This is a genomic window from Blautia schinkii (assembly GCF_013304825.1).
In the GTDB taxonomy this organism is placed as follows: domain Bacteria; phylum Bacillota; class Clostridia; order Lachnospirales; family Lachnospiraceae; genus Blautia_A; species Blautia_A schinkii_B.
Map to the genome: position 1 here is coordinate 68,014 of NZ_JAAWUO010000003.1, position 14,784 is coordinate 82,797.

At 45.5% G+C, this 14,784-nt stretch carries 13 protein-coding genes and 1 other annotated feature; of the genes, 11 read left to right on the forward strand and 2 right to left on the reverse strand.

Annotated elements, in window-relative coordinates:
- Positions 1-24: 24 nt before the first annotated feature.
- The 5 genes from HFM85_RS03100 to HFM85_RS03120 all read left to right on the forward strand — a co-directional run bounded on the left by HFM85_RS03100 (position 25) and on the right by HFM85_RS03120 (position 6,215).
- Entirely contained in the window at positions 25-1,389 is a 1,365-nt protein-coding gene (locus HFM85_RS03100; RefSeq protein WP_173737091.1) for a PFL family protein, read from the forward strand.
- A 219-nt stretch (positions 1,390-1,608) separates the two neighbouring features.
- Positions 1,609-1,859: a binding site (T-box leader), on the forward strand.
- Positions 1,860-2,027: 168 nt separating this feature from the next.
- Entirely contained in the window at positions 2,028-3,056 is a 1,029-nt protein-coding gene (locus HFM85_RS03105; protein ID WP_173737090.1) for an ABC transporter substrate-binding protein, read from the forward strand.
- A 72-nt stretch (positions 3,057-3,128) separates the two neighbouring features.
- Positions 3,129-4,040 carry an ABC transporter permease gene (locus tag HFM85_RS03110; RefSeq protein ID WP_173737145.1) on the forward strand — a complete coding sequence of 304 codons (912 nt, stop codon included), beginning with the start codon at positions 3,129-3,131 and terminating at the stop codon, positions 4,038-4,040.
- 3 nt (positions 4,041-4,043) lie between these two features.
- A complete protein-coding gene (locus HFM85_RS03115; RefSeq protein ID WP_173737089.1) occupies positions 4,044-4,832 on the forward strand; it encodes an ABC transporter ATP-binding protein in 789 nt (262 codons plus the stop codon).
- A 225-nt stretch (positions 4,833-5,057) separates the two neighbouring features.
- On the forward strand, positions 5,058-6,215 hold the full coding sequence (locus tag HFM85_RS03120; RefSeq protein ID WP_173737088.1) for a pyridoxal phosphate-dependent aminotransferase: 1,158 nt from the start codon (positions 5,058-5,060) through the stop codon (positions 6,213-6,215).
- A gap of 43 nt (positions 6,216-6,258) precedes the next feature.
- Here the strand turns inward: HFM85_RS03120 and HFM85_RS03125 are convergent, their stop codons facing one another.
- Together HFM85_RS03125 and HFM85_RS03130 are read right to left on the reverse strand one after the other, a co-directional pair.
- Positions 6,259-7,536: a tRNA(Met) cytidine acetate ligase gene (locus HFM85_RS03125; RefSeq protein WP_173737087.1), complete on the reverse strand. Its 1,278-nt coding sequence runs from the start codon at positions 7,534-7,536 to the stop codon at positions 6,259-6,261.
- A gap of 93 nt (positions 7,537-7,629) precedes the next feature.
- Positions 7,630-7,776, reverse strand: coding sequence for a hypothetical protein (locus HFM85_RS03130; RefSeq protein WP_173737086.1), 147 nt, complete (start codon positions 7,774-7,776; stop codon positions 7,630-7,632).
- A gap of 184 nt (positions 7,777-7,960) precedes the next feature.
- On the opposite strand from HFM85_RS03130, the gene pta reads away from it, so the two are divergent.
- From pta to HFM85_RS03160, 6 genes are all read left to right on the forward strand, one after another.
- Positions 7,961-8,968, forward strand: coding sequence for a phosphate acetyltransferase (gene pta / locus HFM85_RS03135; protein WP_173737085.1), 1,008 nt, complete (start codon positions 7,961-7,963; stop codon positions 8,966-8,968).
- A 26-nt stretch (positions 8,969-8,994) separates the two neighbouring features.
- Positions 8,995-10,185, forward strand: coding sequence for an acetate/propionate family kinase (locus tag HFM85_RS03140; protein ID WP_173737084.1), 1,191 nt, complete (start codon positions 8,995-8,997; stop codon positions 10,183-10,185).
- 208 nt (positions 10,186-10,393) lie between these two features.
- Complete coding sequence (locus tag HFM85_RS03145; RefSeq protein WP_173737083.1) at positions 10,394-10,921, forward strand: YceD family protein; 528 nt, start codon at positions 10,394-10,396, stop codon at positions 10,919-10,921.
- 3 nt (positions 10,922-10,924) lie between these two features.
- Positions 10,925-11,107: a 50S ribosomal protein L32 gene (gene rpmF / locus HFM85_RS03150; RefSeq protein WP_015525241.1), complete on the forward strand. Its 183-nt coding sequence runs from the start codon at positions 10,925-10,927 to the stop codon at positions 11,105-11,107.
- 126 nt (positions 11,108-11,233) lie between these two features.
- Positions 11,234-12,604 carry an MATE family efflux transporter gene (locus HFM85_RS03155; RefSeq protein WP_173737082.1) on the forward strand — a complete coding sequence of 457 codons (1,371 nt, stop codon included), beginning with the start codon at positions 11,234-11,236 and terminating at the stop codon, positions 12,602-12,604.
- A gap of 127 nt (positions 12,605-12,731) precedes the next feature.
- On the forward strand, positions 12,732-14,561 hold the full coding sequence (locus HFM85_RS03160) for an ABC-F family ATP-binding cassette domain-containing protein (RefSeq protein ID WP_173737081.1): 1,830 nt from the start codon (positions 12,732-12,734) through the stop codon (positions 14,559-14,561).
- Positions 14,562-14,784 lie beyond the last annotated feature (223 nt).

Below are 14,784 nucleotides of genomic sequence, written 5' to 3' on the forward strand. Positions count from 1 at the left end.
CATTCATCAGGGAGAAAATAAAAAATGATCAATATTTTTGAGGTAAACGAGACAAATAAAATGATCGAGCAGGAAAACCTGGATGTGCGTACCATCACTATGGGTATCAGCCTTCTGGATTGCATCGATCCTGACCTGGATGCACTGAATCAGAAAATATACGAGAAAATCACCACAAAAGCAAGAAATCTTGTGGCAACAGGTGATGAGATTGCGAAAGAGTACGGAATCCCGGTCGTAAACAAAAGAATCTCCGTAACTCCTATCGCATTGGTTGGCGGAGCTGCATGTAAAAAAACAGAAGATTTTGTAACGATCGCAAAAACACTGGATAAATGTGCAAAGGAAGTTGGGGTTAACTTTATTGGAGGATATTCTGCACTGGTAAGCAAAGGAATGACTCCAGCAGAGGAGCTTCTGATCCGTTCTATTCCGCAGGCTATGGCAGAGACAGAACGTGTCTGCAGTTCTGTAAATGTTGGTTCCACAAAGACTGGTATCAACATGGACGCTGTAAAACTGATGGGCGAGATCGTTCTTGCTACTGCAGAAGCTACCAGGGAGCAGGATTCCCTTGGCTGTGCCAAGCTTGTGGTATTCTGCAACGCACCGGATGATAACCCGTTTATGGCAGGTGCTTTCCACGGTGTTACAGAGGCTGACTGCATTATCAACGTAGGTGTCAGCGGTCCCGGAGTTGTTAAGAAGGCACTGGAACAGGTTCGTGGAGAGGACTTCGGAACACTTTGCGAGATGATCAAGCGTACAGCATTTAAGGTAACACGTGTTGGACAGCTTGTTGCACGTGAGGCATCCAGGCGTCTTGATGTACCGTTCGGTATTGTGGATCTTTCCCTTGCACCGACACCGGCAATCGGTGATTCTGTAGCAGAGATACTGGAGGAGATTGGCCTTGAGAGAGCCGGTGCACCAGGAACAACAGCAGCACTTGCACTTCTGAACGATCAGGTTAAAAAGGGCGGCGTTATGGCAGCAGCGGCTGTAGGTGGATTAAGTGGCGCATTTATTCCGGTCAGCGAGGACCAGGGAATGATCGATGCTGTAAACGAGGGCGCACTTACTCTGGAGAAGCTGGAGGCCATGACCTGTGTATGCTCTGTAGGACTTGATATGATCGCAGTTCCAGGAGATACCAAGGCTACTACACTGGCAGGTATCATTGCAGATGAGTCTGCCATCGGTATGGTAAACCAGAAGACAACAGCAGTACGTCTGATCCCGGTTATCGGTAAAGGTGTTGGTGAGACTGTTGAGTTCGGAGGTCTTCTTGGTTATGCACCGATCATGCCTGTAAATTCATTCTCCTGCGATGCATTTGTGCAGAGAGGTGGAAGAATTCCGGCACCGATTCACAGCTTCAAGAATTAATCGTTACTGTTCACTCTGTGACCAGCAACACGCTTCGCGATGCACAGAAATCATGCTGTGCATGATTTCGCGCCGCAATTCTCGGGTTTTCTGTGACCTTTGCTCACAAAAAACGCCTCGCGGGATATTACCAGTGAACAGTAACAATTAATCCTGAAATAATTTCATTTCGGGGTTGACAGAGTTACGTTGATGTGCTAAAGTAAACACAACTTAAAAAACAAACCAGTGAGAAAGAGAAGTAGACATTTCAGGAAGCTTCACAGAGAGCGGTGATGGTGGAAATCCGCAGGGGACCAGATGTTGAATGGACTTTCGAGGGCGGCCCGAACTATTTATCTGTACAGTAGGCGCCGACGGGAACCGAACCCGTTACCAATGAGGAGTGTATGTTAGTACACCGGAAAGTGGGCGATTCGTCAATTTGAGTGGTACCGCGATAATAAAGAACTTTTATTACCGTCTCAAGCATAATATAAGCTTGGGACGGTTTTTGTGTTACAGGAAAAAGCTTCTGTTGCATAAAAAAGTTGTTCCGGATGAGAGCCTGGATTCCGAAGGGAAACAGTGCTCTGGATAAGCAGACCGCAGGTGTACAAAAGTTAAGTAAAGCGGATTTAAGAAGGGAGAACAAAACTATGAAAAAAAGAATGTTAGTAATCGCAGCAGCAGTAGCAGCAACAACTATGATGATGACCAGCCCGGTTATGGCAGAGGATTTCAAAGTGGGTATCTGCAATTATGTAGACGATGCTTCCCTGAATCAGATCGTAGATAATATCCAGTCCCGTCTGGAAGAGATTGGCAAGGAAAAAGGCATTACATTTGATGTATCTTACGATAATTGTAATGCAGATGCCAGTGTTATGGAACAGATCATTTCTGATTTCCAGGCTGATAATGTTGACTTGATGGTAGGTGTGGCTACACCGGTAGCAATGCGCATGCAGTCTGCTACAGAAGGAAGTGATACACCGGTTGTTTTCTCGGCAGTATCTGATCCGGTTGGCTCCGGCCTTGTAGATTCCCTGGATGCTCCCGGAGCTAATATAACAGGAACCAGTGACTATCTGGATACTTCTTCTATCATGAAACTGATCCAGGCACAGAATCCGGATGTAAAGAAAATCGGTCTTCTTTATGATGTAGGACAGGATTCCTCCACAACAGCTATCCAGGAAGCAAAAGATTATCTGGATAAAGAGGGAATCGAATATGTAGAGCGTACCGGAACGACTACAGACGAAGTTCAGCTTGCAGCAGATGCACTGATTGCTGACGGTGTGGATGCCGTATTTACACCTACAGACAACACCATCATGACAGCAGAGCTTTCTATTTATGAAAAATTCATCGACGCAGGAATCCCGCACTACACAGGAGCTGACTCCTTTGCATTAAACGGTGCTTTTGTAGGATATGGTGTTGATTATGCAAACCTCGGACAGAAAACAGCCGATATGATTGCAGATATCCTGGTAGATAACGCTGATCCGTCCAAAACAGCTGTTGAAACATTTGATAATGGTACTGCAACAGTTAATACAGAAACCTGTAAAGCACTTGGCCTTGATTTCGATACAGTAAAGAAGGCATTTGGGCCTCTTTGCACACAGGTAAATGAAATCACAACTGCAGAAAGCTTTGATGAAGTAGAAACAAAATAAAGAAGCTGCTCACCTTTGTGAGCAGTTATGAAATAAATCCAATTGGAGGAAATCACTGTGACGATTGCAACTATGCTCTCCCTCGGGGAGACTGCCCTGAAGCTTGGACTGATCTGTTCACTGACAGTTCTTGCTCTGTTTCTTAGTTATTCCATGCTGAATGTCTGCGACCTTTCTACAGATGGCTGCTTTACCTTCGGAGCTGCTGTAGGAGCCGTGGTTGCTGTAAGCGGGCATCCGTTTCTGTCCATTGCGGCAGCTATGGCAGCAGGTGTTACATCGGGATTTGTAACTGCGATCCTGCAGACAAAGCTGGGAGTAGACAGCCTGCTTGCAGGTATTATTGTAAATACTGCATTATATTCCGTAAATATTGCGGTCATGGGAGGTTCGTCCCTGATCAATATGAACCGGACAACCACAGTATTTACCATGATGAAAGATGCACTTGCAGGTACACCTTTAAAAGGCAGGGAAGATATTTTTATAGCAGCCATCGCAGTGATCCTTGTGATCGTATTTCTGGTATTTTTCCTGAAAACAAGGCTTGGTCTGGCAATCAGGGCAACAGGAAATAATTCTGACATGGTAAAATCTTCCTCCATTAATCCGGTATTTACAACTGTGATCGGTCTTTGCGTGGCAAATGCATTTACAGCACTTTCCGGATGTCTTCTGTCTCAGTCACAGAAATCGGTAGATATCAATATCGGGCAGGGAATGGTTACCATCGCGCTGGCCTCTCTGCTGATCGGAGGCACACTTCTTGGTCGTGGAGGAATTTTTGTGAGAGCGGTAGGAATGGTGCTTGGTTCCTTTATTTTCCGTCTTGTATACACCATTGCACTTCGTTTCAACATGCCGGCATTTATGCTGAAACTGGTATCTTCTGTGATCGTTATTCTTGCAATTTCCGGCCCGTATCTTAAGAAGCAGTGGCCGCAGATACGAAGAAGAATGACTCATGCAAAAGGAGGCAGATGATCCATGTTAAAAATCAGCCATATTTCAAAAACATTTAATCCGGGAACTGTAAACGAAAAAAAAGCAATAGAAGATCTTTCCCTGGAACTGAAAAAAGGTGACTTTGCTACGATCATCGGTTCCAATGGTGCAGGAAAATCAACACTCTTTAACGCAATCTGCGGTGATTTTCTTACAGATGCAGGGTCGATCGAACTGGACGGCAGGGATATCACATTTATGCCGCAGCATGCACGCGCAAAAGAAATCGGCCGTCTTTATCAGGATCCCATGCGCGGAACTGCACCAGGCATGACGATCGAAGAAAATCTTGCACTTGCAGCTGGCAAGGGCGGATGGCTTTCTCATACGACCCGGCAGGAAAAAGAACGTTTCCGTGAGGAACTGAAGAAGCTGGACATTGGACTGGAAGAGCGGATGAGTCATCCGGTAGGTCTCCTTTCCGGTGGACAAAGACAGGCACTGACACTTCTGATGGCGACAATGAACCCTCCAAAACTGCTTCTTCTGGACGAGCATACTGCTGCACTTGACCCGGGAACTGCTGAGAAAGTTTTGAATCTTACCAGAAGGATCGTGGAAGAACATCAGCTGACCTGCCTGATGATCACACACAATATGCAGTCTGCGATCGATCTTGGAAACCGTATCCTGATGATGGACTCCGGTAATATCGTGCTGGACATCGGAGGAGAGGAAAAGAAAAACATGACTGTGGATGGTCTTCTTGAGAAATTTAAGACAGGAGCCGGCAAAGCCCTGGATAATGACCGTATTCTATTATCTGAATAAACTGAAAAATAATGAAGAACCATTACCGATTGCGTGCAGAGTGGAAAATGAACAGCTGCTTTGCACAGGTGATGGTTCTTTTTTTACTGAAAATTCTTGAGTATGCCACGTTACCGTGGTAAAATAAATGAAATCGCTTTGCGATTTCGTTTATAAACATGCAGCAGAGCAGAATGCTTACAGGCTTAGACGATTATAATTTATTATGGAAGAGGGACGAATGATATGCAGTTTTCAAAAAGACTGGACAGATTTGGAGATGAAATTTTTGCAGCTCTGAACAACCGGCGCATGGAGCTGGAAGCACAGGGCATGAAGATCTATAACATGAGTGTGGGAACTCCGGATTTCAAGACACCGGAATATATTAAAAAGGCCGTAGCGGAAGCGGCCATGGATGACGACAACTGGAAGTACAGCTTACGTGATCTGCCGGAGCTTCTGGACTCTGTCTGTACTTATTATAAGAAACGCTTTGATGTGGAACTGACATCGGACATGGTGATGACTGTTTATGGAAGCCAGGAAGGAATGGGACATCTTGGCATGGCGCTATGCGATGAGGGAGATACAGTACTTCTCCCGGATCCGTGCTATCCCGTATTTGCAGCAGGCAGCCTGATGGCAGGGGCAGTTCCTTATTATTACCCGCTTGTTGCAGAACATGATTTTCTCCCTTATGTGAAGGGCATTCCGGAAGAAGTGGCGAAGAAAGCCAAATATATGGTAGTGTCCCTGCCGTCCAACCCGGTAGGAAGCATTGCTACCCCGGGACTTTACGAAGAAATCGTGGAATTTGCGAAAAAATATGATATTCTGATCATTCATGACAATGCTTACAGCGATATCATCTTTGACGGAGCTTTCGGCGGAAGCTTCCTGGCAACTCCGGGAGCGAAAGATATTGGCGTGGAGTTTTTCAGTCTTTCCAAATCATTTAATGTCACAGGTGCGAGACTCAGTTTCCTGGTAGGCCGTCCGGATGTGATCGCAGCACTTCGTAAACTGAGAAGCCAGATTGACTTCGGTATGTTTCTGCCACTCCAGAAAGCTGCCATCGCCGCACTGAATGGCCCGCTGGAAAGTGTAAAAGAACAGTGCCAGATGTACCAGGAGAGAAGAGATGCACTCTGCCAGGGACTTCGCGATATTGGCTGGGAACTTCCTAATGGAAAAGGCACCATGTTCGTCTGGGCGAAGATCCCGGGCGGCCGCACAGACAGTATGGCTTTCTGTATGGAACTGATGGAAAAAGCCGGTGTCATTGTAACCCCGGGAGCAAGCTTCGGTCCACACGGGGAAGGATATGTACGCTTCGCTCTTGTCCTTCCGCCAGAGAAGATCCAGGAAGCAGTGGAAGCGATCCGGAAGAGCGAGTTATAGTCAAGTGGAGATTCGCAACTTCGCAGGGGACTTCCTTGATTGGTTAAATGATCCGAAGTGGCTTTTTCATCTCATGGATAAAAGGCAGGCCTGTCTTGTGGCAGAGAAGCATTTCGTAAAGATTGGAAGCCTCACAGGTTTCATGAAAAAGCTGAAGTGCATTTTCATCAAGGATTGAAGAGGCATCCGCTGCCTTGGTAATTAATGGGATTGAGGAATTCTTCTTGATCTGGCTGAGAAGCGGAGCACTGCTTTTTCGAAAACCAAGTACCCGGGCATAGGGAATATGTCCGGGTGCTTTTGTTTTTTGATTAAGAAAGATTCGGACAAGGCTGCGGCAAATAGCAGAACGGGTAATATCCCGTGTTTTCAGAAGATCTGCAAACTGGGAAAAACCTTCATATTGATTACGGGATTTCAGTATACGTCGGATCAGTGCATCCGAAAGATCCGGATACATTTGTAAAGTTTCTTCGGATTCCAGAAGAAGTTTGTAATGCAGAGGAAGATCCAGTGCTGAGTCAGAAAGCCATGCTCCTTTTTCGAGAGAATCCAGAAATCCAGAAATAGAAGCAGAAGGAATCAATCGGGAAAAATCAGCAGACTGCCCGGCTTTTTCGGATTTTTTCATAAAGTTCCGGATGCCGGAAGCAGAGGGAAACTTTTCATCAGAAAGAAGAGAAAAATCCGTATCATGATAACCATTTCCTTTTCTTAAAAGTGCATGAGGAATGATCCGGCTGTTAAGACGGAGAAGTGCCTTGCAGTATTCGATTCCCAGGATATTGTTAGGAGAAGAAAGGACGAGCTCAATATGTTCTGACGAAGTACTACCCAATGTATTTAGCCCGAAAGCGATTTTTTCCTGAATGTAACCGATCAATGCACTGCTTCTTGCAGCAGGAAAACTCATTCCGGCACGAAGATTCTGCTGAAGGAGATCACGATATTCAGATGGTTCTTTCACCAGGATTTCTGCAACATCCATAAGAATCTCTGTATCTCCGCATTCACTTCCGAAACATAATTCGTCTATAACACCAAGCCCGTCAAGAAGGCTTACGCCACCTGCGGCAAATCCTTCTGCACTGGCCGTTGCTGTCTGCACCGGCATTTCCAGAACCAGGTCAGCACCACCAAGAAGAGCCATCTCAGCCCGGACATGTTTTTCCATAAGGGCAGGAGCACCTCTTTGTACAAAATCTCCGCTCATGGCGATTACAACATAATCAGCACCAAGAGTTTCTTTTGCATAACGGATCTGATATTCATGCCCCCTGTGAAATGGGTTATATTCTGCAATAATTCCAACAACTTTCATATAAAAATACCTGCCGTTTCTGAAAATTCAAATCTTGAAATAAGCTTTTATATTATAATAATGGTGCTATTTTAACATAAGCAATGTAAAAAGTTAAGCGGCATTCGAAATCTGTTTTGCTGCCATAAAACCGAATGCTGCTGTACGCTCTGTACCCGGCAACACCTTTTGTAAGATACAGAAATCACGCAATTCATGATCGTGAACCGAAATCCTCGGGCCATCTGTGACCTTTACCATAAAAAACACCTCGCAGAACATTGCCGGTGAATAGTAACCATTGCACTTCAAAAAATACGCAGTATAGCCATTTTCTGACAATGAAACGCTTGAAAAGAAAAGGGTAAGGGGGTATAATAAACACAGTGTAGTGCCCGAACAGACACTAGCGTTTTTGTTACATCAAGAAAGGAGCCATTTAATCATGGGATTTGTTGAACTGCTTAAGAAAAGAGCAAAAGAAAGCGTAAAAACAATTGTACTGCCAGAGACAGAGGATATGAGAACTCTTGAGGCAACTGACAAGATTCTGAAAGAGGGAGTTGCCAAGATCATCCTTATCGGTAATGAGGAAGAGATCAACAAGAAAGCTGCAGAGGGCGGCTTTGATATTTCCGGTGCACAGATCGTAGATCCGGAGAAATCCGACAGAACTCAGGCATACATTGATAAATTCGTAGAGCTGAGAGCTAAGAAAGGTATGACACCTGAGAAAGCGAAAGAGATCCTTCATACTCAGTACCCATACTATGGCGTAATGATGGTTAAGATGGGCGATGCAGACGGTATGGTATCCGGTGCCTGCCACTCTACAGCAGACACACTCCGTCCGTGCCTTCAGATCCTGAAGACTAAACCAGGAACAAAACTTGTATCTGCATTCTTCCTGATCGTAGTTCCGGACTGCGAGTACGGCGCAAACGGTGCATTCGTATTTGCTGATTCCGGTCTGAACCAGAATCCGACTCCGGAGGAACTTTCCGCAATCGCAGCATCTTCCGCAGAGTCCTTTGAACTTCTTGTTCAGGAGGAGCCGATCGTAGCTATGCTTTCTCACTCCACCAAGGGAAGTGCAAAACATCCTGACGTAGATAAAGTAGTAGAGGCTACAAGAATCGCAAAAGAGGAGCATCCGGAGCTTAAGCTTGACGGAGAGTTCCAGCTTGATGCAGCTATCGTTCCAAGCGTAGGCGCATCCAAAGCACCAGGAAGCGAAGTAGCTGGTAAAGCTAACGTACTGGTATTCCCTGACCTTGATGCAGGTAACATCGGATACAAACTTGCTCAGCGTCTTGGTAAAGCAGAAGCATACGGACCTGTTACACAGGGTATCGCAAAACCTGTAAACGACCTGTCCCGCGGATGCTCTGCAGATGATATCGTAGGTGTTGTAGCTATCACAGCAGTACAGTGCCAGGCAGAGGATAAATAATTATTGAAAATCAGGAGAGTAAAATCATGAACGTATTAGTTATCAACTGTGGAAGTTCTTCATTAAAATATCAGTTAATCGATTCCGAGACAGAGAATGTACTTGCAAAAGGTCTTTGCGAGAGAATCGGTATCGACGGAAGACTGGTATATCAGAAAGCCGGCTGTGACAAAGAGATCACAGAGGCAGCTATGCCAACACATAAAGAAGCGATCCAGATGGTACTGGATGCTCTTACAAACGATAAGACAGGTGCTATCGGAAGCCTGAAAGAGGTTAACGCTATCGGACATCGTGTCGTACACGGCGGCGAGAAATTCGCTTCTTCCGCAGTGATCACAGACGAGATGATCAAAGCAGTAGAAGAGTGCAATGACCTTGCACCGCTTCACAACCCGGCTAACCTTATCGGTATCCGTGTATGTGCAGAACTTATGCCAGGTGTACCGCAGGTAGGCGTATTTGATACAGCTTTCCATCAGACAATGCCGGCTAAAGCATATCTCTATGGACTTCCGCTTGACTTCTACAAGAAATATAAAGTAAGAAGATATGGCTTCCACGGAACATCCCACAGCTTCGTATCCAAGAGAGCTGTTGAGTTCCTTGGCCTTGACAAAGATAACTCCAAAGTTATTGTCTGCCACCTTGGAAACGGATCTTCCATCAGTGCAGTTGTAAACGGCAAATGCGTAGATACAACAATGGGTCTTACACCACTTGAAGGTGTTGTTATGGGAACACGTTCCGGTAACATCGATCCGGCTATCATGGAGTTTATTGCCAAGAAAGAGAATCTGGACATCGAGGGCGTTATGAACGTACTCAACAAGAAATCCGGTCTTCTTGGACTTTCCGGCGGACTTTCCAGCGACTTCCGTGACCTCAATGAGGCAGCTGAAAGCGGAAACGAAGATGCAGCTAATGCAATCGATGTTCTCTGCTACGGCATTGCTAAATTCGTAGGCGGATATGTTGCAGCAATGAATGGTGTTGACGCTATCGTATTCACAGCAGGTATCGGCGAGAACGCTATTCCGGTACGTGAGAAGGTTGTAAGCTATCTTGGATACCTTGGCGTAACACTTGACAAAGATGCTAACGGACATCGCGGCGAGGAGATCGTGATCTCCACACCGGATTCCAGAGTTAAGGTTGCTGTTATCCCGACTAACGAGGAGCTTGCAATCTGCCGTGAGACTGTAGCACTGGTATAATCAGAGTTACCTGACATTATCAGGCACGCCACAGTTCGGGCACATGACCGGAGATTTATATTGGAATTATCGGGGGCTGACTATCAGAAGTTCAGCCCCCGTAGTTTCCTCATCAAAAATTTAAAAAAATGTAATATTTTCCCGAAAATAACATTGACAAATCACAAGAGCATATGTATAATAAATCGAGTGTGGATAGGAGAGACTTATGCAGATTCAATTATTAGACATTTCTTCCTCTGATGGTAAGACAATCCAGGAGTCGGCAATCCCGGAACTGGAGAAGATTGATTTTCAGATGGGAAGTTTTCCGGTACTTGCGAAAGAACCAGTGGAACTTACGATCACCAACACAGGTGATAAGGTTCTTGAACTTACAGGAACCGGTAAGATTACAGTAGGGATTCCCTGTGATCGCTGTCTTGAGACAGTTTCAGTAGAGATACCGCTGGAATTCAAGAAGAAGCTTGATATGAAGCTTTCTGATGAAGAGCGTGTCAACGATCTGGATGAGAGCAGCTATCTCACAGGTATGAACCTGGATGTGGACCGGTTGGTCTATCTTGAGGTATTGATAAGCTGGCCTTTGAAGGTCTTATGTAAAGAAGATTGCAAAGGTATCTGCAGCCGCTGCGGGAAGAACCTGAACGAAGGTCCCTGCGGATGCAAGGAGGAGCCGAAGGATCCCCGCATGGCAGCTATCAGTGATATATTCAGTAAATTTAAGGAGGTGTAACCTATGTCCATTTGTCCTAAGAACAAATCTTCCAAAGCTAGACGTGACAAGAGAAGAGCGAACTGGAAAATGAGCGCTATGAACCTTGTTAAATGCAGCAAATGTGGAGCTCTTATGATGCCGCACAGAGTATGCAAAGCTTGCGGAAGCTACAATAAGAAGGAAATCATCAAAGTTGAGGACTAATCCTTCCAACTTATGCGATGCAGAAAAGAGTCTGGTATGCTTAATGAAGTATACCGGCTTTTTTTTATACTTAAAAAAATGAATCGTGAAAACTATATAACGAGGGGAAAAGGAAATAAAAATAATATGAAAACAAATTTACAGAAAGAAAATACCGCCAAAGTAAATCAGATCACAGAAGGCGTGATCTGGAAGCAGCTTCTGCTGTTTTTCTTTCCGATCCTGTTCGGAACATTATTCCAGCAGGTTTATAATACCGCCGATACTGTAGTAGTAGGGCGGTTTGTGGGAAAAGAAGCACTGGCAGCAGTAGGTGGATCTTCCAGCATGATCGTGAATCTGATCGTTGGATTCTTCGTGGGCCTGTGTTCCGGAGCAGCTGTAGTGATCTCTCAGTATTATGGGGCAAAAGACAGCAAAAATCTAAAAAAGGCACTTCATACTTCCATGATCTTCTGTCTGGCAGCCAGTGTGGTCGTAGGCATGGCAGGTTTTATCCTGGCAGAGCCGATCCTGCACCTTATGAAAACACCGGCAGAAGTAATCCCGGATTCTGTGCTGTATCTCCACATCTATTTTGCAGGAACTTTTTTTAACCTGGTATACAATATGGTATCCAGTATCTTACGTTCAGTAGGAGACTCAAAAAGACCCCTGTATGTGCTGATCATCACCTGCCTTCTTAATATTCTTCTGGATGTGATCTTTGTGGTGAGCTTCCATATGGGTGTTTTGGGTGTTGCACTTGCAACAGTAAGCTGCCAGGCAGTCAGTGCCATTCTTGTTACCTGGTTTCTGATGCGGGCGAACGATATTTACCGCCTAAAGTTCCATGAAATCCGGTTTGATGCACATTCTCTGGCAGCAGTTCTCCGCATCGGACTCCCGGCAGGACTGGAATCTGTAATGTACAACATTGCCAATCTGACCATTCAGATATTTGTCAATGAGCTTGGAACAGATACCGTGGCAGCCTGGGGAACCCTGGGAAAAATTGATGCTGTATTCTGGATGGTGTGCAATGCTTTTGCCATCTCAATTACCACCTTTGTGGGACAGAATTACGGTGCCGGAAAATACCGCCGTATGCAAAAAAGCGTCCGTGTCTGTATGATAATGGCTTACATTACCGCCTTTATTGTAAGCGGAGGTATTTTTCTGTTTGCAGAGCCTATTTACCGTCTGTTTACCACAGATCAGGGAGTTGTGGACATCGGTGTTCATATGATCCGTTTCCTGATCCCGTCCTATGCCCTTTATGTAGTGATCGGTATTCTCTCCGGTGCACTCAGGGGAGCAGGAAAAGTGCTGATACCCATGATCCTGACCTGCGGAGGAGTGTGTCTGATCCGTATTATCTGGCTGTTTGTTTTTGTTACCAGGCATCCGGGAATCAATAATATCATGCTCAGTTATCCGGTATCCTGGGTGATCACGGCAGTTCTGTTTGTGATCTACTATTTCAGCCATTTTCCGGGAATACGTAAAGAAAAATAAAAAATATTTAACGAAATCCGGACAAAAAACAAAGAAGATGGAGGAAAGCAAGCAGTTCTTGACGGGAACAGAAAAATTCGCTATCCTATCATGGAAATGATTTTTTCATGAACGGAGAAGATAAAGCATGAATATTTTGAACATAGAACACATTCATAAGATTTTTGGTGACAAAGTGATCTTTGATGATATTTCCTGCGGTATTGACCAGGGCGAGAAGATCGGGATCATCGGCGTGAACGGGACAGGAAAGACCACTCTGCTCCGCGTGATCGCGGGAGAAGAAGAACCAGATGAGGGACAGGTGATCACTCAGAACGGGATCCGCATCAGCTGGCTTCCCCAGACACCGGAATTTCCTCAACATATGACCATTCTGGACTATGTGGCAGAGGGAAAATGGCAGAAAGACTGGAGTACAGAGAGCGAGGCACGCCGTATGCTGAATACTCTGGGGATCACAGACCAGAATATCAATATGGATAATCTTTCCGGCGGAGAGAAAAAACGAGTGGCTCTGGCCAGAATGCTTCTCAACCCTGCAGATATCCTGATTTTGGACGAGCCTACCAACCACCTGGACGGAGAGATGGTAACGTGGCTGGAGGATTTTCTCCGGGGATTTCGGGGAACTGTGATCATGGTAACGCATGACCGTTATTTCCTGGACCGCGTAGCCAACCGTATCCTGGAAATCAGCCATGGCAAACTGTATTCCTATGCTGGTGATTATTCCAAATTTCTGGAATTGAAGGCTCAGAGAGAAGAGATGGAGCTTGCCAGTGACCGGAAACGCCGCAGCGTTCTCCGTATGGAACTGGAATGGGCTGCAAGAGGATGCCGTGCCAGAAGCACCAAGCAGAGAGCAAGGCTGGACCGTCTGGAAGCCCTGAAAGCAGGCAAAACTCCTGTAAAAGATTCCAGCGTGGAGATGGATTCCATTGAAACCCGCATGGGCAAAAAAACTGTGGAATTCCACCATGTAAGTAAAGCAATCGAGGGCCGTACGCTGATCAGTGATTTTGATTATATTGTGCTTCGAAATCAGCGCCTTGGGATTATCGGCCCTAATGGCTGCGGTAAATCCACACTCCTTAAGATGGTAGAAGGAATGGTAGCCCCGGATTCCGGTGAGATCCAAATCGGTGAGACCATCCGTATCGGGTATCTTGCCCAGAACGTTCCGGATATGGACGGGAGACAGCGAGTGATCGACTACATACGCGAGGTGGCAGAATATGTTCCGACGAAAGAGGGAAGGATCACTGCTTCTCAGATGCTTGAGAGATTTCTTTTTGACCCGGCTATGCAGTATACTCCGGTTGAGAAGCTTTCCGGAGGAGAGAAGCGAAGACTGTATCTTCTGAAAGTCCTGATGGAAGCTCCCAATGTGCTTCTTCTGGATGAGCCTGGAAATGATCTGGATATCCCGACCATGACCATTCTTGAGGACTATCTGGATTCATTTTCAGGCATTGTGATCACAGTATCTCATGACCGCTATTTCCTGGATAATGTTGTAAACCGGATCATGGCTTTTGAGGGAGAGGGCAGACTGGTACAGTACGAAGGGGGATATACTGATTACCTGGAGGCGAAAGCACGGAAAGGCCAGACTTTTGAGACCCGTGCTGATATGCCTGGCAGTACTCAGGCAGAGAACGAACCCCAGGAAAAAAAGAAATCTTCCGCAGATACCTGGAAGCAGAACAGGAAACAAAAGCTGAAATTTACCTATAAAGAACAGAAAGAATTCGAGACCATCGACGAGACGATAGCAGCACTGGAGGAACGTCTGGAACAGCTGGACAAAGAGATGGCTGCCAATGCCACCAACGCAGGGAAGCTCCGGGAGCTTTCTGATGAGCAGCAGGAGACTCAGCAGAAGCTGGATGAAAAGATGGACCGATGGGTATATTTAAACGATCTGGCAGAAAAGATCGCAGAGCAGGAATAGAAATATAGAATATCTGTTGGTTTGTCAGAAGAGATATCAAATGCTTAATAGAACAGAATATTTATCTGATCATATAAATGGAGGGCTCCGGCTCTCCATTTTGCTCTTTATTTAGCACAAATCAGCATAAAATCTGATAGTGAATTCGCTGTGAAATACAGGAAAGATATTGACTTCCCAGGCAAAATTTTAGTATCATAGAAAATGGTACGTAAAAACAGGT

What these genes read in the sequence shown, in the direction of transcription:
- HFM85_RS03100 (WP_173737091.1), top strand. Translation starts at nt 25, where the DNA reads ATGATCAATATTTTTGAGGTAAACGAGACAAATAAAATGATCGAGCAG.
- HFM85_RS03105 (WP_173737090.1), top strand. Translation starts at nt 2,028, where the DNA reads ATGAAAAAAAGAATGTTAGTAATCGCAGCAGCAGTAGCAGCAACAACT.
- HFM85_RS03110 (WP_173737145.1), top strand. Translation starts at nt 3,129, where the DNA reads ATGCTCTCCCTCGGGGAGACTGCCCTGAAGCTTGGACTGATCTGTTCA.
- HFM85_RS03115 (WP_173737089.1), top strand. Translation starts at nt 4,044, where the DNA reads ATGTTAAAAATCAGCCATATTTCAAAAACATTTAATCCGGGAACTGTA.
- HFM85_RS03120 (WP_173737088.1), top strand. Translation starts at nt 5,058, where the DNA reads ATGCAGTTTTCAAAAAGACTGGACAGATTTGGAGATGAAATTTTTGCA.
- HFM85_RS03125 (WP_173737087.1), bottom strand. Translation starts at nt 7,536, where the DNA reads ATGAAAGTTGTTGGAATTATTGCAGAATATAACCCATTTCACAGGGGG.
- HFM85_RS03130 (WP_173737086.1), bottom strand. Translation starts at nt 7,776, where the DNA reads ATGGTAAAGGTCACAGATGGCCCGAGGATTTCGGTTCACGATCATGAA.
- pta (WP_173737085.1), top strand. Translation starts at nt 7,961, where the DNA reads ATGGGATTTGTTGAACTGCTTAAGAAAAGAGCAAAAGAAAGCGTAAAA.
- HFM85_RS03140 (WP_173737084.1), top strand. Translation starts at nt 8,995, where the DNA reads ATGAACGTATTAGTTATCAACTGTGGAAGTTCTTCATTAAAATATCAG.
- HFM85_RS03145 (WP_173737083.1), top strand. Translation starts at nt 10,394, where the DNA reads ATGCAGATTCAATTATTAGACATTTCTTCCTCTGATGGTAAGACAATC.
- rpmF (WP_015525241.1), top strand. Translation starts at nt 10,925, where the DNA reads ATGTCCATTTGTCCTAAGAACAAATCTTCCAAAGCTAGACGTGACAAG.
- HFM85_RS03155 (WP_173737082.1), top strand. Translation starts at nt 11,234, where the DNA reads ATGAAAACAAATTTACAGAAAGAAAATACCGCCAAAGTAAATCAGATC.
- HFM85_RS03160 (WP_173737081.1), top strand. Translation starts at nt 12,732, where the DNA reads ATGAATATTTTGAACATAGAACACATTCATAAGATTTTTGGTGACAAA.